Source organism: Bifidobacterium apri, from assembly GCF_009299485.1.
Lineage (GTDB): Bacteria > Actinomycetota > Actinomycetes > Actinomycetales > Bifidobacteriaceae > Bifidobacterium > Bifidobacterium apri.
Window position 1 is genome coordinate 60,319 of record NZ_WBSO01000002.1, and the last position, 18,148, is coordinate 78,466.

The window sequence follows — 18,148 nt, forward strand, 5'->3', positions numbered from 1 at the left end:
TTCCGCCGTATATACGGCGTCCGGCGTCACATCGGCTGTTGCCGTCCAACGAGACAACGTCAGGCATCACGCTACTCTCTTAGCGTAATTTCATTATTCGGCCCTTGACAGCCGCCTGTCCCACCAAAGCACTTGAATGGAACCATGGCAGAAATGAGATCCGCAAAATTGATGAACGGGCGAGTGTTTGCGGGCGCTCGCGCTCTGTACCGCGCCGCTGGCGTTGACGGCAAGGACTTCGGCAAGCCGATCGTGGCCATCGCCAATTCCTTCGATGAATTCGTCCCCGGTCATGTCCACCTGAACAAGGTCGGCCGACTGGTGTCCGAAGCCGTGAAGAAGGCCGGCGGCATCCCCCGCGAGTTCAACACCATCGCCGTCGACGACGGCATCGCCATGGGGCACACCGGCATGCTGTATTCGCTGCCGAGCCGCGACATCATCGCCGACGCCGTCGAATATTCCGTCAACGCGCATTGCGCCGACGCTCTCATCTGCATCTCCAACTGCGACAAGATCACCCCAGGCATGTTGATGGCCGCGCTGCGTCTGAACATTCCGACGATCTTCGTCTCCGGCGGCCCGATGGAAGCCGGCACCACGGTGCTGTCCGACGGCACGGTCAAGGAGCACACCGACCTCATCGATGTGATGTACGCGACGGCGGATGACAACTGCTCCGACGAGGACCTGCTCGCCTATGAGAAGACCGTCTGCCCGACATGCGGTTCCTGCGCCGGCATGTTCACCGCCAACTCCATGAACTGCCTCACCGAGGCGATCGGCCTGGCCCTGCCGGGCAACGGCACCACCCTCGCTTCCCATGTCTACCGCAAGAAGCTGTTCGAACGCGCCGGCGAGATGATCGTCAAGCTCGCCCACCGCTATTACGACGAAGACGATGACTCCGTGCTGCCTCGTTCCATCGCCACCAAGCACGCGTTCGAAAACGCCATGACCATGGATGTGGCCATGGGCGGCTCCACGAACACCGTGCTGCACATCCTCGCCGCCGCTCAGAGCGCGGACGTCGATTTCACGCTTGACGATATCGAGCGTATCTCCCACACCGTGCCGTGCATCTGCAAGGCCGCGCCTTCAGGCGAATGGGAGATTTCCGACGTGCACCGCGCTGGCGGCATCTGCGGTATCCTGGGCGAGCTCGATCGTGCAGGCAAACTGCATCGCGACACCCATTCCGTCGATTACCCGGATCTCGAGTCCAAGCTCAACGACTGGGACATCATGCGCGACACCTGCAAGCCCGAAGCCAAGCAGCTGTTCCACGCGGCCCCCGGTCACATCGTCTCCCCCGAACCGTGGACGCATGAGACCCTGTTCGATACGCTTGACACCGACCGCGTACACGGTGCCATCCACGACATCAACCATCCTGAAATCGCAGAAGGCGGTCTTGCCGTGCTGCGCGGCAACTTGGCCCCTGACGGCTGCGTTGTCAAAACGGCGGGCGTGCCTGAAAGCATCTGGAAGTTCCATGGTCCGGCACTGGTGGTGGAATCCCAGGAAGAAGCCATCAAGGTCATTCTCAACGACACGCTGAAGCCCGGCCAAGCGCTGGTCATCCGCTACGAAGGCCCGAAGGGCGGCCCGGGCATGCAGGAGATGCTGTACCCGACGTCCTTCGTCAAGGGCAAGGGTATCGGCAAGGATGTCGCATTGATCACCGACGGCCGCTACTCCGGCGGTTCCTCCGGCCTCGCCATCGGCCACGTGGCGCCTGAAGCAGCGAACAAGGGACCGATCGCGCTGATCAAGAACGGCGACATGATCGATATCGACATCCCGAACCGTTCCATCAACGTCGAACTGACCGACGAGCAGCTCGCGCAGCGTCGTGCGGAACTCGAGGCGGGCGACGGCTACGTCGCTCATCGCGACCGTCACGTCAGCCAGGCGCTGAAGGCATACGCAGCCTTCGCACGCTCTGCTGATAAGGGCGCAACCCGCGATCCTGACCTGATCAACAAGCTCAGCGGCCTGAAGTGATAACCATCTGAAACGCCTAACGCCTCTTGAGACGCGTGTGGCCCCTGCAGTGATTGCTGCAGGGGCCACACGTTTTCCCGGACGGCAACCGACGCAACGGTAGTACATCGGATCAGGACGTACCCCAAGAACATGCCCGACGATGTCACCGCTTCACTCGCAGCGATGACATTCCCCATTCCCACGCCATGTCGTCATCATATGCAAAAACCGGTGACGCTGATGTCAACGCTCAGCATCACCGGTCACCAAGTGCAAGGAGCACCCCACCGCGCACATTCCACAAGCCTTGCGACGCGGGCGAGGAAGCGTCAATCCGTGTCGATGCCATACTCCTGCGCGATGACCTTCCACAGATCATCCGCCGCCTGCTCAACCGTATTGTTGACGATAGTCACATCGAACTCCGGCTCCGCGGCAAGCTCGACTTTCGCGGTCTCGAGCCGCTTCTTGCGCTGCTCTTCAGTCTCCGTGCCGCGTCCGACCAGACGCCGCACCAGCTCGTCATAACTTGGCGGGGCGATGAAGACATAGACGACCTCAAGCCCCATGGCGGCAGCTTGCTGTTTGACACGGCGAGCGCCTTGCAAATCAATTTCGAGAATGGTGGGGATCTTCGCCGCAAGATGGTCCAACACCGGCTGGAGCGGGGTGCCATAATGCGCCATGCCGTGAACGACCGCTGTTTCAAGAAACTCGCCTGCCTGCTCTTTGCGCAGGAATTCAGCCTCGCTCATGAACCAGTAATTCACGCCATTGACTTCACCGGGACGCGGGTCACGGGTGGTCGCCGATACGGACACCCAGACTTCAGGATGCTTGGCAAGGAGGGCCGTCTCCACCGTTCCTTTGCCGACCGCCGTCGGCCCGGTCAGAACGATAAGACGTCCGCCTGTACTCGATGCCGAGCCGTTGTGACCCGCGATTGTCATCCCTATGCCGCCTTTCTGCTGTGGTATGTCTGTGACGTGTAATGTGTATTCCGATTCCTGCCCGCCGTACAACCGTCACGTTGCGGCGAATCCTCAATCGATACGGTGGATTGTGTTATTCACGCATCGGCATCGACTTCAAGCGTCGCATCCATCAACGCCTGCCGAATATCAAGAGCGATCGATTCCGTCGCCGCACTCAGGCTGGAAATGTCCGGCCCGTTCTTCGCGATGAAGCGCGACACCGTGACGAGGACGTTGCCTTTGGTCCCTTTGAACACCGTGCGCAAGTCATCGGCCTCCGCGCCTTGCCACCCGTATCCAGGCGAAAGGATCGGCCCGGTGAACTGGGAAGGATCGATACCGCTTTCGTCAATCCACTGGCCGATGGTCGCGCCGATGATCAGTCCGACCGATCCCATGCCGGGCATGGTGTCATTGAATTTCTGAGCGGTGCTCGCAATGCCGTAGGCTACGGTTTTGCCCGCATACTCGCCTTTCTGACGAATCGCCGTTTGCAAGCTCGCACCTTCAGGATTCGATGTCAACGATGCGACGAACACCCCTCGCCCATTGTCAAGCGCCTCATCAATCAAGCCGCTCAACGAACGCGCCCCGTAATACGGCAGCAACGTAATCGCATCGGCAAGCAAGGGTGCGCCCGGCTTGAAATAGGCATCCGCGAGGGCGGAAATCGTGGTCGGAAGACCACCGTGCAGGCAGTCGACGATGGTGATGATGCCCATCTGCCGCGCCGCGAATAGCACACGTTCGAGCGCCGCAATGCCCTTGGAACCGTACCGTTCGTACATCGAGCCTTGGAATTTGACCGCAGCGGCGCGACCATTCGCAGCTTGAAGCATGCGCATGGAGAACATTTCCGCGCCGCTGGCGTCAACATTGTAGCCCCAGTCGGTCAACAGCTTACGATGCGGGTCGATGCCTACGCACAACGGGCCGTAATTGTCCATGGATGTGCGCAAGCGCACACCGAACTCCGATCTCGTTGCTTTGCGTTCGCTGGAGGTGGGGCTGCTGGTCATTGGTTGTCACGCTTCTCAATCGCGAACAGCTGACGGGCATGCTCCTGAATGCTCATCACCTGATAGTCGTTCTTCTTGACAGCCTCAATCGCCATGAGGACTGCGGAGAACTCGGTCATCGTGGTGAATTGGGGCAGATCCGCAGCGATTGCCGCAGCGCGAATCGAATAGCCGTCAGCGCGTGAACCACGCGAGTTCGGAGTGTTGAGCACCATGTCGATGGTGCCGTCCTCAATCAGCTCCACAACGTTCTTGCCGACGCTGCCCGGGGCGTGCACCACTTGGGTCTGCGCGTTGCCTTCACCGTCAAGTCTGGTCGACAGCTTGTCGACGATCTTCGATTCGATTCCGTAGCGGCGAAGCACCGATGCGGTGCCCTCGGTCGCCCAGATGCTGAATCCAAGCTCGACCAGCCGGCTGGCGAACAGGGGCAGCTGACGCTTGTCCATATCGTTGACCGAAATGAACACGTTGCCGCCTGTCGGCAGACCGCCTTCATACGCGGCCAGCTGGCTCTTGGCGAAGGCGTGCGGGAAGTCGCGGTCGAAGCCCATGACCTCGCCCGTGGAGCGCATCTCCGGTCCGAGCAGAATATCCACGGTGCGACCCACCGGTGTGCGGAAGCGTTTGAACGGCAGCACAGACTCTTTGACGGCCACTTGCTGACCGGGGTGGATGTCCCCACCGTCGCCCTTGGGCAGCAGCAAGCCGTTGGCGCGCTGCTGGGCGATGGTTTCACCCACCATGATGCGCGCGGCGGCCTTGGCGAGGGATACGCCGGTGGCTTTGGACGCGAACGGTACGGTACGCGAGGCACGCGGATTGGCTTCGATGACGTACAAGGTGTTCGCCATGAACGCGTACTGCACGTTGATCAGGCCGCGTACACCGCAGCCCTTCGCGATGGCATAGGTGCCTTCACGCAGGCGGCGGATCTGGTCGTCGCTCAACGTGCTCGGAGGCAGGGTGCATGCAGCGTCGCCGGAATGCACGCCTGCTTCCTCGATATGCTCCATGATGCCGCCGATGTAGAGTTCTTCGCCGTCAAACAGCGCGTCGACATCGATTTCGATCGCGTCCTGCAGGAACTTGTCGATGAGCAGCGGAGAAGGCAGGCGGCCGGAGACCACCATATCGGCCTTCGCTTCGTTGAGCGCACGGCTGACGTACTTTTCGAGCTGGTCGTCGTCATACACGATTTCCATGCCGCGTCCGCCGAGCACGTAGCTTGGCCGCACCAGCACCGGGTAGCCGATGCTATGGGCGGCGTCACGCGCTTCGTCAAGGCTGAGCGCCGTGCCATACCGCGGAGCGTTCATATGTTCCTTGCGCAGCACCTCGCCGAACAGTTCGCGGTTCTCCGCCAAATCAATCGATTCTGGCGACGTGCCCAGAATCGGAACGCCGGCAGCCTTCAGACGAGCGGCGAGGGACAACGGGGTCTGTCCGCCGAGCTGGACGATGACGCCCTTGATCGGGCCCATCTTCTTCTCGGCTTCGTAGATTTCCAGCACGTCTTCGAATGTCAGCGGCTCGAAATACAGACGATCGGACATGTCGTAGTCGGTGGACACGGTTTCGGGATTGCAGTTGACCATGATCGTGTCATAGTCTTTGCCGAGCTCCTGCACGGCATGCACGCAGGTGTAGTCGAACTCGATGCCCTGTCCGATGCGGTTGGGGCCGGAGCCGAGGATGATCACGGCTTCGCGGTCGCGTGCGCGCAGTTCGGATTCGTCCGCGTAGCAGGAGTAATAGTACGGGGTCGCCGCGTCGAACTCCGCGGCGCAGGTGTCGACCGTCTTGTACACAGGGCGGATGCCGTAGCTCCAACGCAGTTCACGGATGGTGTTCTCACCCTCGTCGCCCAGCCCGCGCAAATGCGCGATCTGCACGTCGGAGAAGCCGGACTGCTTGGCTTTGCGCAGCAGGCGGGGCGAAAGCGTCTCCGCTGCCCTGATCTGCATGGCGGCACGGTTGATCAGCGCGAACTGTTCAAGGAACCATGGATCAATCTTCGTGGCTTCATACAGCTGGTCGATGCTCGCGCCGCCCCACAGTGCCCGCATAATCTGCAGATACCGCTGTTCCGTAGGAATCTTCGCCTCGGCGAGCAGCTGGTCGACCTCCTGCTGGTCTGGCTGGTCGCCGTCCCAATTGAAGCCCATATGACGCTTGTCGATGGAACGCATCGCCTTGCCGAGCGATTCCTGGAAGTTTCCGCCGAGCGCCATCGCTTCACCGACGGATTTCATTGATGTGGTCAGGGTCGGATCGGCTCCCGGGAACTTCTCGAAAGCGAAGCGCGGGACCTTGGTCACCACGTAGTCGATGGTCGGTTCGAACGATGCCGGCGTGGACTTGGTGATATCGTTCTGGATTTCATCGAGCGTGTACCCCAACGCCAGCTTGGTCGCGATTTTCGCGATCGGGAAGCCCGTCGCTTTGGATGCCAAAGCGGAGGAACGCGAAACGCGCGGATTCATTTCGATGACGATGATTCGTCCGGTCTTGGGATGGATGGCGAACTGGATGTTGCACCCGCCGGTGTCCACACCCACGCCGCGGATGATCGCGATGCCGATGTCACGCATCCGCTGGTATTCACGGTCGGTGAGCGTGAAGGACGGCGCCACGGTGATGGAATCGCCGGTGTGCACACCGACCGGGTCAACGTTTTCGATCGGGCAGACGACGACGACATTGTCCTTGCGGTCGCGCATCAGCTCGAGCTCGAATTCCTTCCAGCCTTCGATGCCTTCCTCAAGCAGGACTTCATCTGTCGGTGAATAGTGCAGGCCCGCGCCGGCGATCCGGTGAAGTTCTTCCTCGTTGTGTGCGATGCCCGAGCCGAGGCCGCCCATGGTGAAGCTCGGCCTGACCACGATCGGGTAGCCCAGTTCGGCGACGATGTCGTCGACTTCCTTCATGGAGTGGGCGATGGCTGAGCGTGCAGATTCAGCGCCGCAACTGTCGACGACCTTCTTGAACAGTTCGCGGTCCTCGCCGCGGTCGATCGCTTCGAGGGACGCGCCGATGAGCTCGACGTTGTACTTCTTGAGGATACCCGCTTCGCCGAGCGCCACAGCGGCGTTCAGTGCGGTCTGCCCGCCGAGGGTCGGCAGCAGGGCGTCAGGACGCTCCTTGGCGATGATTTTCTCGAGAATCGGTGTGGCGATAGGCTCGATGTACGTGGCATCTGCCATTTCCGGGTCGGTCATGATGGTTGCCGGGTTAGAGTTGACCAGGATGACCCGGATGCCTTCTTCGCGCAGCACGCGGCACGCCTGGGTGCCTGAATAGTCGAATTCAGCGGCTTGTCCGATGACAATCGGGCCAGAGCCGATGACCATGACGGATTTGATATCGGTGCGCTTAGGCATGGGCGTTTTCCTCCTTGGCGGAACGCATGAGCTCAACAAATCGGTCGAAGAGGTAGGAGGCGTCGTGCGGTCCGGCAGCAGCCTCAGGGTGATATTGCACGGAGAATGCCGGGATGTCTTCGCACTGCAGGCCTTCTACGACATTGTCGTTGAGATCGATATGCGAGACGAAGACTTTGCCGTACTTTCCGTCTTCATACGGAGCATCGACAGGATGCCCAACCGGGGCGTCGACCGCGAATCCGTGGTTATGCGCGGTGATTTCAACCTTGCCCGTGGTCAGGTCCTTGACCGGCTGGTTGACACCACGGTGGCCGAATTTGAGCTTGTATGTGCCGAAGCCGAGCGCTCTGCCCAACAGCTGATTGCCGAAGCAGATGCCGAAGAACGGGTAGCCTGCATCCAGCACCTGACGCAGCAGATTGACTTCAGGCTCGGCCTGCTCAGGATCTCCCGGGCCATTGGAGAAGAATACACCGTCTGGATGGAGCTCTTCAAGCTCTTGGAAGGTGATGGTGGAGGGAACGACATGCACACGGCATCCGCGTTCCGCCATACGGTGCGGGGTCATGCCTTTGATGCCCAGATCCACCGCGGCGACGGTGAACAGCGGGGTTTTGCCTTCGAATGCCCCGCACGGCTCGATGGTGTACGCCTGTTCGGTGCTGACTTCGTTGTACAGGCTCATGCCTTTCATCTGCGGAATGCCGCGCACTTCGTTCATCATCGACTCGATGGTGCGAGGTTTACCGGTTCCGCTGTCGATCAGTGCATCGCCCGAGAAGATACCGGCGCGCATAACGCCTGCGGAGCGCAGGTGACGAACCAGCTTACGGGTATCGATATTGCTGATGCCGACGATGCCATTGTCGGTCAGATCGTCGTCAAGACTGCCTGTGGCGCGCCAATTGCTCACGTTTGGGCTGGGGTCGCGCACCACGTATCCGGCGACCCAGATACGGGAGGATTCCGGATCCTCCTTGTTGATTCCGGTGTTCCCGATATGCGGGAACGTCTGCACCACAATCTGGCGATCGTAGCTCGGGTCGGTCAGCGTCTCTTGATATCCGGTCATGCCGGTCGTGAAGACGATCTCCCCGTGGGTCGTACCGATTGCGCCGTACGGCTCACCGACATACACTTGTCCGTCTTCAAGGACAAGTACTGCATCATCAAGTGAGAAATCCACGGCTTCGGAATCGTACTGGTTCACCAAAACCCCCTTATTCTTTGGGTATTCGTACCAAGGATACCGGCCGGCTGGGACTCTCACGCCGGCCGATACCCGGTGTCAGTTGGTCGTGTGCTGGTCTTGCGGCGAGTCCTGATGCGATTCATCCGATCCGCCGGGTTGTTGCCCTGTATCGGCAGGAACCGAATCGGCTGGTTCGTCATCAGACGTCTGGACAGGCGTGGGCGGCTCGATATCTGGTGAGGCGTCTGACTCGGGAGCCTCGCCGTCATGCTGTGACGAGGATTGCTCATGCTGCTGCTCCAACTGAGCCTGATGAGCAAGATGCTCCTCTTTCACGCCGCATATGGCGCTGAGCAATCCGTGGATGAAGGATGTCGAACCTTCGTCGCTTAATGTCTTGGCGAGGCTGATCGCCTCGTCGATGGCGACCTTGTCCGGCACTTCATCGTTGTACAGGATCTCCCACGTGGCGATACGTAGGACGTTCCTATCGACCACAGCCATACGCTTGACTTTCCAACCTGTGGAATGTTCGTCAAGCAGGTGGTCAATCTCGCCGCGATGTTCGGCGACGCCGCGGACGATGTCGATCGCATAGTCGGGAAGCGGTGTCTGCGTACCGGGGTTGGCGATGCGCTCAGCAAGAAGGGACAGGATATCCTGTCCCTTCTCGTCCGCTTCGTACAACGTGTTCAGAGCCCTCTTACGGGCGGTGGAACGTGCCATGAAGCCTCAAATCCTCGCTCTCAGTTCTCACGGCCGAGGTAGGAACCGTCGCGCGTATCGACCTTGACTTTCTCGCCTTCGTTGATGAACAGCGGAACCTGGATCTCTGCGCCGGTTTCGACGGTTGCGGGCTTGGTGCCGGCATTGGAGCGGTTGCCCTGCAGGCCAGGCTCGGTATGCGTGATGGTCAGGATGACGGATGCCGGCAGTTCGACGCTCAGCGGGGTGCCGTCGTGGAAGCTGACGATGCAGTCGGTGCCTTCAAGCAGATACTTGCTCTGCTCTCCGATGAGTTCCTTCGGGATCATGATCTGATCGTACGTGGTCATATCCATGAACACGTAATTGTCGCCGTCCTCATATGAATACTGGAGGGTGCGGTTGTCTACGGTCTCGAATTCCATCTTCATGCCGGCGTTGAAGGTCTTGTCAACGATCTTGCCCGACAGGACGTTCTTGATGGTGGTGCGCACGAAAGCGGGTCCCTTGCCCGGCTTGACGTGCTGGAACTTAATGACCTGCCACAGCTGGCCGTCGAGATTCAGAACAGAGCCGTTCTTGATGTCATTGGTAGTTTGTGCCACGTGTATTCACCTATTCTTCAGTTACTAGAGGCAAAACAAAAAATGCCTTGCCTATTATGGCACAACGAGTTGACCACTGCATGACGAGGGCGGTTCCATCATGATCATGGTGTGATTGTGCATACAAAAACGCCCCCGAGGCGAACCTCAGGGGCGTTTCCACTCAGCAGTTCTGCTGGTTCGTAAAATCTACGACACGCAGACTACTCGATGACCTTGGTCACACGACCGGAGCCAACGGTGTGGCCGCCTTCGCGGACTGCGAAGGTGAGGCCCTCTTCCATGGCGACCGGCTGGATCAGCTCGACCGTGAAGGTCGCGTGATCGCCAGGCTGGACCATCTCAACGCCTTCCGGCAGAGTGATCACGCCGGTGACGTCGGTGGTGCGGAAGTAGAACTGCGGACGGTAGTTCGAGAAGAACGGCGAATGACGGCCGCCTTCGTCCTTGGTCAGGACGTAGACTTCGCCTTCGAACTTGTGGTGCGGGGTCACGGTGCCCGGAGCAGCCACGACCTGGCCACGCTCGACCTGGTCACGGTTGATGCCGCGGAGCAGCAGACCGGTGTTGTCGCCAGCCTCGGCCTCGTCCATCTGCTTGTGGAAGGTCTCGATGGAGGTGACGGTGGTGGACTGGGTGTCGCGCAGACCGACGATCTCCACGTTGGAGTTCACCGGGAGCTTACCACGCTCAACACGACCGGTCACCACGGTGCCACGGCCGGAGATGGTGAAGACATCTTCGATCGGCATCAGGAACGGCTTGTCGAGATCGTGGACCGGGGTCGGGATGTACTCGTCGACGGCATCCATAAGATCCTTGACGGTCTGGACCCACTTCTCGTGATCCGGAGCGTCGTCGTGCAGGGCGCCGTACGCGGAGGTACGGATGACCGGGCAGTCACGGTCGAAGCCGTTCTCGTCGAGGAGGTCGCGGACCTCTTCTTCGACGAGGTCGATCAGCTCTTCGTCGTCAACCATATCGCACTTGTTCAGAGCGACCAGGATGCGCGGCACGCCGACCTGACGAGCGAGCAGCACGTGCTCGCGAGTCTGAGCCATCGGGCCATCGGTGGCAGCCACAACGAGGATGGCGCCATCCATCTGAGCAGCGCCGGTGATCATGTTCTTCACGAAGTCGGCGTGGCCAGGGCAGTCCACGTGAGCGTAGTGACGCTTCGCGGTCTGGTACTCGATGTGGGCGATGTTGATGGTGATACCACGCTGCTTCTCTTCAGGAGCGGCGTCGATCTGGTCGAAGTCATACTCCGGGTTGAGATCCGGGAACTCCTCGTGCAGCACCTTGGAAATAGCGGCGGTCAGGGTCGTCTTGCCGTGATCGACGTGGCCGATGGTGCCGATGTTAACGTGCGGCTTAGTACGCTCGTACTTTTCCTTTGCCATGTGTGTCCTCCTGGACGTCTCGTAGTTTGCTCGTGCGATCTTCGCACAAGGCACTCGCTACATATTACTGGGTTTCTGGGTTGTGTGCCACATCAGAGCCCGAACCCAGTCAACGCTTGTCTATTCTAGCGCTGACTGGGGACAGGGCAAGTCCGATGCGGCACAGTGTGTCACTCGCCGCGCTGGGCCTTGATGATCTCGTCGGAGACGGCCTTCGGGACCTCTGCGTACGAATCCATCTGCATGGTGAACATGGCGCGACCCTGCGTCTTGGAACGCAGATCGCCGATGTAGCCGAACATCTCGCTCAGCGGAACCTTCGCGTCGATGACCTTCACGCCGGTGGCGTCGGTCATGGACTGGATGGAGCCACGACGGGAGTTCAGGTCGCCCATGACGTCGCCCATGTACTCTTCCGGCGTACGGACTTCGACGGCCATAATCGGCTCGAGGATGACCGGCTTGGCCTTCGGAGCGGCTTCCTTGAAGCACATGGAGCCGGCGATCTTGAACGCCATTTCCGAGGAATCGACATCGTGGGTCTGGCCATCGGTGACGGTCGCCTTGACGCCGACCACCGGGAATCCGGCGAGCACGCCGGACTGCATGGCTTCCTGGACGCCAGCGTCGATTGCCGGGATGAACTCCTTGGTGATGTGGCCGCCGGTGACCTCGTTGACGAACTCGTAGGTCTTGCCGGAAGCCGGATCGATCGGCTCGAAGTTCATGAGCACCTTAGCGAACTGGCCGGAACCACCAGTCTGCTTCTTGTGGGTGTACTCCTGGTTCATGACGGCCTTGCGGATGGTCTCGCGGTACGCGACCTGCGGCTTGCCAACATTCGCCTCAACCTTGAACTCGCGACGCATACGGTCGACGATGATGTCGAGCTGAAGCTCGCCCATGCCGGAAATCAGCGTCTGGCCGGACTCTTCGTCGGTCTTGACGCGGAAGGTCGGATCCTCGTCGGACAGCTTCGCCAGAGCGATGCTCATCTTCTCCTGATCGGCCTTGGTCTTCGGCTCCACGGCGACCTCGATCACCGGGTCGGGGAAGGTCATGGAGGTCAGGGAGATCGGGTTCTTCTCATCGCACAGCGTATCGCCGGTCGTCACATTCTTCAGACCGACGAATGTGTAGATGTTGCCAGCTTCTGCGGCGTCGACCGGGTTCTCCTTGTCGGCGTGCATCTGGAAGATCTTGCCGACGCGTTCCTTCTTGTCCTTGGTGGAGTCGAGGACGGTGTCGCCGGGCTTGACGGAGCCGGAGTAGACACGCACGAACACGAGCTTGCCGTAGAACGGGTGGGTCGAAATCTTGAAGACCAGCGCGGAGAACGGATCGTCCATAGTCGGCTTGCGGTCGATTTCGACGGATTCGTCGCCAGGCTTGAAGCCCCTGATGGCCGGGATGTCCTCAGGGCTCGGCAGGTAGTCGACGACTGCATCGAGCATCGGCTGCACGCCCTTGTCCTTGAACGCGGAACCGCAGGTCACCGGGAAGGCCTCGCGGGCGATGGTGAGCTTGCGAATCGCGGTACGGATCTCATCCTCGGACATTTCGCCGGATTCGAGGTACTTCTCGAGCAGATCCTCATCGGTCTCAGCGCACGCGTCGAGCAGTTCGGCGCGATACTGTTCGGCCTTGTCCTTGAGATCATCCGGAATGTCGACGGTGTCGTAGTGCGCACCGAGATCGTCCTTGACGTCGTTCCAGACGTAAGCCTTCATACGGACCAGGTCGACGACGCCGGCGAAGTCGTTCTCAGCGCCGATCGGCAGCTGAATGACGAGCGGCTTGACGCCCAGCTTGTCCTTGATGGTCTGCACGGAGTAGTAGAAGTCGGCGCCGAGCTTATCCATCTTGTTGATGAAGCAGATACGCGGAACCGAATACTTGTCAGCCTGACGCCACACGGTTTCGGACTGCGGCTCAACGCCTTCCTTGCCGTCGAAGACGGCGATGGCGCCATCGAGCACGCGCAGCGAGCGCTCCACCTCAGCGGTGAAGTCCACGTGGCCAGGGGTGTCGATGATGTTGATCTGGAACTCATCGTTCACGTCGTGGGTCTGGCGATGCCAGAAGCAGGTGGTTGCAGCGGACTGAATGGTGATACCGCGCTCCTGCTCCTGAGCCATGAAGTCCATCGTCGAAGCGCCATCATGCGTCTCACCGATCTTGTAGTTCTTGCCGGTGTAGTACAGGATGCGTTCGGTGGTGGTTGTCTTACCGGCATCGATGTGAGCCATGATGCCGATGTTGCGGACCTTATGCAGGTCGGAAAGCACGTCCAGTGCCATAAGTGTTCCTTAGCTCTTGTTCTCTTCAGTCAATTACCAGCGGTAATGAGCGAACGCCTTGTTGGCCTCCGCCATCTTGTGGGTGTCCTCGCGACGCTTCACTGAAGCACCGAGACCGTTGGACGCGTCGAGAATTTCGTTGGCGAGGCGCTCGGCCATGGTCTTCTCGCGACGAGCGCGGGAGAAGTCGGTCAGCCAGCGCAGCGACAGCGTGTTCGCGCGAGCGGGCTTCACCTCGACCGGGACCTGGTAGGTCGCACCGCCGACACGGCGGGAACGAACCTCGAGGCTCGGACGGATGTTGTCGAGAGCACGCTTGAGCACGGCCACCGGCTCCTGATCAGTCTTCTCCTTGACCATATCAAGAGCGGAATACACGATGTCCTCAGCGATCGACTTCTTGCCGTCGAGCAGGATCTTGTTGATGAGCTGCGCCACAACGGTCGAACCGTAGATCGGATCGGGCAGCACCTGATGCTTCTTAGCGGGTCCTTTACGTGACATATCTCTTACTTCGCCTTCTTTGCTCCGTACAGGGAACGACCCTGCTTGCGGTCCTTGACGCCCTGGGTATCAAGTGCGCCACGCACGATGTGGTAACGCACGCCCGGCAGATCCTTCACACGGCCGCCGCGCACGAGCACGATGGAGTGCTCCTGCAGGTTGTGGCCTTCACCGGGGATGTAAGCGGTGACTTCGATGCCCGAGCTCAGACGCACACGAGCGACCTTACGCAGAGCCGAATTCGGCTTCTTCGGGGTGGTGGTATACACACGGGTGCACACGCCGCGGCGCAGCGGGCTTCCCTTCAGGGCCAAAGTCTTGGACTTCTTCGGCTTGGCCTTACGTCCCTTGCGGACAAGTTGTTCAATCGTAGGCAACTTCAGTTCTCCGATTCATTGATATTTCTGTTCAGGTGAAGCCGCCGCCCTGCAGCCCCATGAATCCGCAATCGGAGACAAGAAACAGCCACAGTCCACCGGCCCGATGGCCCGTCCTCCTCCTGCCGCCACGTTACCGTGCGCAATCTGACAGATTCCGGGATATCCCAACGCCCATACCTGTTACATAAGGCATGCCGCTGGCACACACGAATTCCTACTATATCATCCTCTCTTGCCCGACACGCCTATCCGCACGCCCTCCCTGAGCGCAAGTCCAGGGAATACTCGGTATGCGAGCGCCGACGGGAATATCGAGGAAACGGCACCACCCATATGCCATGACCGCTCCGACATAAGACGGCAGCAGAGTCATGCAGAATCTGACCCCAAGCGGCCACCGCGCACCGCAGAAGCGGGAAACGCCGCGCCTGACTTCCGTACACGCCCATGCCCGCATTCATGTATGCCGCGACATACGTTGCGCGCCGAACGGCAGGCGTCTCGCCCAATCCAAGAGCCGTAACACCACATCATGCATACCCAGACATACGCAACACACCGAACAGCAAACGCCCCACTCAGTCCAACCCCCATTACATTGGTTAGTGGGTCCCGCGCCGCGGAGCCCGATCGCCGAGTGTGGTATGGCCGGATCGCCCTGTCGTCCATGATCCGGGGTGTTGCCGCCGCACGCGGGGCGCCCCCCGACCGCTGATAGGGACACGACCCATCCGAAGGAATGTTTGTGTTCGCTCAGATGTGGACGGTTTCGTCACTATTTCCGGACAGTCGTGGCGTTCATTTTGGACGGTGTGGTCGGTTGCGGAATAGGGCATCGATGCCGTCCGGTTTCCTGATAGATTCCCGGGTGCCGGTAACCGTTTTCGAGGTTCCCGGGAGGAAGGGATTGACGACATCGATGCCTGTGCGACAGCGTATCAGGCAGTTGGAGGGACAGGGCACAGGCTCACGCGCGGATCGCACGCGGGCTGCATGTGTCCCGGACGACGGTGGCGGAGGTACGCCTCGGGGGAGGATTTCTCCCCTCGTCCTGCCGGCAGGGCTGGCCGGACGCCGGTCGATTCGGGGTACGCCGAAATCGTCGAGGGATGGTCGGCCGCCGATCCCGGGCTCCCGCGCAAGCAGCGGCATACCGCCATGCGGGTGTGGCAGCGGTTGCGCGAGCCACGGGTTCGAGGGTTCGCATCCGTCGGCGCGGAGTCGGGTCAAGCGGTGGCGGGAACGGCATCGCGCGGAGTCGGAGGGGTATGCGCGGCTCGCGTGGGCGCCGGGGACCGCGCAGGCTGGTTTCCGGCCAGGCGCGCGCGTCGATCGCGGGCATGGAGCGTGTGGCGCGTTCCATGGTGGTCTCGTACCCGTATCCGGACATGCGGTATGTCGCGACGTTGCCGGGCGGGACGTCGGGGTGTGTGCCACGGGCTGGGCGAGGTGTTCGCGCGTGTCGGGATGGCACCGCGCGTGGCGGTGTCCGGGCAACGCCACGGGCGTGGGGCACCGCAACGCGGACGGCACGGTCACGCAGACCGTGATGTTCCAGCGGTTCTGCGCGCAGTACGGGTTCGAGGCGAGGTTCTGCAACCCGTACTCGGGCAACGAGAAGGGCAGCGTGGAGAACGCGGTCGGGTTCGTGCGCCGTAACTTGATGGTGCCGGTCCCGTCGGCGGAGGGTTACCAAGCGTCGGCGACGCGCGTGGTTCGACGCGTGCGAACGGCTCGCGCAGGCCGACCATTACCGGCTCGGCGTGCCCGTCGCCGGCCTGTTCGAATCGGAGAAGAAGCATATGCTCCCGCTGCCGTCCGCCGCGTTCGACCCGGTCGAGTGGCGTTCGGTGAAGGCAGACCGCACCGGGATCGTGCCGGTCGACTCGAACCGGCACCTCGCCGGCGCGGGAAAAGCGTCACGAAGCATGAAAACAGGAAGCGTCATGCCATTCAGGGTAGCACCGTGCTCTGCGTCGTCGCGCTGTGGACGTATGTGCGTTTGCCCAATGTGCGCACCAGTGTCGCATTGCCGCCCACGACGATCGGCGGCCTGGAGCCCTGGGGCAGATACGACTCACGCTCCTCGGGGTCGCCCATCGCCCACACGATGTCACCAGACTGCGTCCTGAGCTTGGCCAGGTAACCGCATCCACAATACGCATCCTTCGAAAACAATGGAACGATCACAATGTCAAGGACTTGTGCGAATTCGTCCTGATGCAGACGGGGCTTGCCCACGCCACGCATCGTGTTCTGTGCATGGCCGTAGCGCAGAACATACATGATCGAGCTTGCAAGAAACACCATGAGGAAGAATGCCACGAACGGCCATGAACTCGGAATCGTCAGCTTCATCCAGGGGATAAGCTCTTGCGTTTGCGGTATCGGCTGGAATCTGGCCCCGCCGAGCGTCAACATGAATGCGAGAGCGGATACCCCCATGATCGCCCTAAGCGCACGGGCATTATGGGTCGATTCCCGTGCCACCTTCCCGTCATTCGCATCCTGCGGCTGCGACGAGGCGCCGAATGCCCTGTAGCCATCCATTCCGCTCGTCGCATAGCGTTCGCGCCATTCGGCATGACGCCACAGGCTGCCGAAGGAACGCGGGTCCTGATAATCGTCGGCTCCCGACACGTGATGCAGACGACTGCCGCCCGGCACGCCCGGCACGGTACCAGGCATGGACACGTTGAAATCCCGATAGGTAAAAATCCGGCGGATGCGGACGTCGTCGGCGCTGTCTCTGTCCGCATACTCCACCACGACACTGCTGCCAAGCGCAAGGTCACGTGCGGAATACGTCACGTCGCCGGACCACACACGCACCTGCCGGCCGCGCACGTCCGTGAAGGCCACAAGGAAGTAATGAAGCCACTCCCAGTCGTCAGTGCTGCTGTCCACGCCATGGGGAATCTCGCAGCGCAGCGCGTTGGAATCCACGACGATGCCCTTGGCATATCTGAGATTCTCATGGAGAACTCTGCCATACACGCCACCCGATCCCATGTTCAACTGAGCAATGCGCTCGTCCAGCTTGATGGCAGCTGCCAGCTCCTCATCATTCCACTGGCCGCCCCATTCGGAGGAGCCAGGGACCGAAGAAGCAGGAACAGAGGCACCAAGATTGTAATAGCTCTCCATATCACTCATTTCTTCATTGTTGCATGTTTCTCCGATTGACACAACTGACACCCCTCCCCCGCGCACACCCGTCTGACACGCATGATGTCCCATACCCCATAACCCGTGTCGCCCACTCAATCCGATACCCACAAGCGGCGTGCGGAAACCGGTATCCCGCTCCGGCACGCATCGCTCTCCCCCAATCCCCAAACGAGGGTGGCCCCGGCGGAATCAATCAACACCGCCGGGGCCACCCGAATGGAAGGAGGTAATCATCATGTTCAACGCCGCGCCACCTTGCGCGGCAACCTAAACCTTGTGCCATTGACCAACACAACATATCCGGCGCTTCAAGCGCCCGTTACGCCAGCTGGCTTCAGCGGCCCGGCCTACTATTGCCGTACTTCCTGTGCCGCACATGACCATTACTCTTACCTGTATTCAATTATCGCGAAGGCGTTGCACCGGCTTATTGCTCCAGCCAAGTGCTTCATTGGATTCTGCCGACTGCTCGACTGAATCCAACTCCGGCCTTCACTTGGGATTATACCGGATTTCCCCG

At 60.5% G+C, this 18,148-nt stretch carries 12 protein-coding genes and 1 pseudogene; 2 read left to right on the top strand and 11 right to left on the bottom strand.

Annotation, left to right across the window (positions count from 1 at the left end):
• Positions 1 to 144 precede the first annotated feature (144 nt).
• Positions 145 to 2,007: a dihydroxy-acid dehydratase gene (gene ilvD / locus DSM100238_RS01690; protein WP_015450688.1), complete on the top strand. Its 1,863-nt coding sequence runs from the start codon at positions 145 to 147 to the stop codon at positions 2,005 to 2,007.
• Between the two features lie 311 nt (positions 2,008 to 2,318).
• Here ilvD and gmk read toward each other — a convergent pair whose 3' ends face one another.
• The 10 genes from gmk to rpsL form a co-directional block, all read right to left on the bottom strand.
• Positions 2,319 to 2,939 carry a guanylate kinase gene (gene gmk / locus DSM100238_RS01695; RefSeq protein ID WP_152355029.1) on the bottom strand — a complete coding sequence of 207 codons (621 nt, stop codon included), beginning with the start codon at positions 2,937 to 2,939 and terminating at the stop codon, positions 2,319 to 2,321.
• 119 nt (positions 2,940 to 3,058) lie between these two features.
• Complete coding sequence (gene pyrF, locus DSM100238_RS01700) at positions 3,059 to 3,982, bottom strand: orotidine-5'-phosphate decarboxylase (protein WP_152355030.1); 924 nt, start codon at positions 3,980 to 3,982, stop codon at positions 3,059 to 3,061.
• Positions 3,979 to 7,365: a carbamoyl-phosphate synthase large subunit gene (carB, locus tag DSM100238_RS01705; protein WP_152355031.1), complete on the bottom strand. Its 3,387-nt coding sequence runs from the start codon at positions 7,363 to 7,365 to the stop codon at positions 3,979 to 3,981. Before carB ends, pyrF begins: the two co-directional genes overlap by 4 nt.
• Positions 7,358 to 8,578 (bottom strand): glutamine-hydrolyzing carbamoyl-phosphate synthase small subunit, encoded by a 1,221-nt coding sequence (gene carA / locus DSM100238_RS01710; RefSeq protein WP_152355032.1) that lies wholly within the window; start codon positions 8,576 to 8,578, stop codon positions 7,358 to 7,360. The genes carB and carA overlap by 8 nt, the downstream gene beginning before the upstream one ends.
• A 78-nt stretch (positions 8,579 to 8,656) precedes the next feature.
• The gene (gene nusB, locus DSM100238_RS01715) at positions 8,657 to 9,286 is read right to left on the bottom strand and encodes a transcription antitermination factor NusB (RefSeq protein ID WP_152355033.1); all 630 of its coding nucleotides are present in this window, start codon (positions 9,284 to 9,286) and stop codon (positions 8,657 to 8,659) included.
• Between the two features lie 20 nt (positions 9,287 to 9,306).
• Entirely contained in the window at positions 9,307 to 9,870 is a 564-nt protein-coding gene (gene efp / locus DSM100238_RS01720; protein WP_015450694.1) for an elongation factor P, read from the bottom strand.
• A 203-nt stretch (positions 9,871 to 10,073) separates the two neighbouring features.
• Positions 10,074 to 11,273, bottom strand: coding sequence for an elongation factor Tu (gene tuf, locus DSM100238_RS01725; RefSeq protein ID WP_152355034.1), 1,200 nt, complete (start codon positions 11,271 to 11,273; stop codon positions 10,074 to 10,076).
• Positions 11,274 to 11,443: 170 nt separating this feature from the next.
• Positions 11,444 to 13,573, bottom strand: coding sequence for an elongation factor G (gene fusA, locus DSM100238_RS01730; RefSeq protein ID WP_152355035.1), 2,130 nt, complete (start codon positions 13,571 to 13,573; stop codon positions 11,444 to 11,446).
• Between the two features lie 33 nt (positions 13,574 to 13,606).
• A complete protein-coding gene (rpsG, locus tag DSM100238_RS01735; protein WP_015450699.1) occupies positions 13,607 to 14,077 on the bottom strand; it encodes a 30S ribosomal protein S7 in 471 nt (156 codons plus the stop codon).
• Positions 14,078 to 14,082: 5 nt separating this feature from the next.
• Complete coding sequence (gene rpsL, locus DSM100238_RS01740) at positions 14,083 to 14,454, bottom strand: 30S ribosomal protein S12 (RefSeq protein WP_004269067.1); 372 nt, start codon at positions 14,452 to 14,454, stop codon at positions 14,083 to 14,085.
• 910 nt (positions 14,455 to 15,364) lie between these two features.
• On the opposite strand from rpsL, the pseudogene istA reads away from it, so the two are divergent.
• A pseudogene (gene istA / locus DSM100238_RS09505) lies at positions 15,365 to 16,150 on the top strand (IS21 family transposase); the annotation flags it as partial.
• Positions 16,151 to 16,410: 260 nt separating this feature from the next.
• On the opposite strand, the gene DSM100238_RS01750 reads toward istA, so the two are convergent.
• Positions 16,411 to 17,613: a hypothetical protein gene (locus DSM100238_RS01750; protein ID WP_152355036.1), complete on the bottom strand. Its 1,203-nt coding sequence runs from the start codon at positions 17,611 to 17,613 to the stop codon at positions 16,411 to 16,413.
• Positions 17,614 to 18,148: the final 535 nt, after the last annotated feature.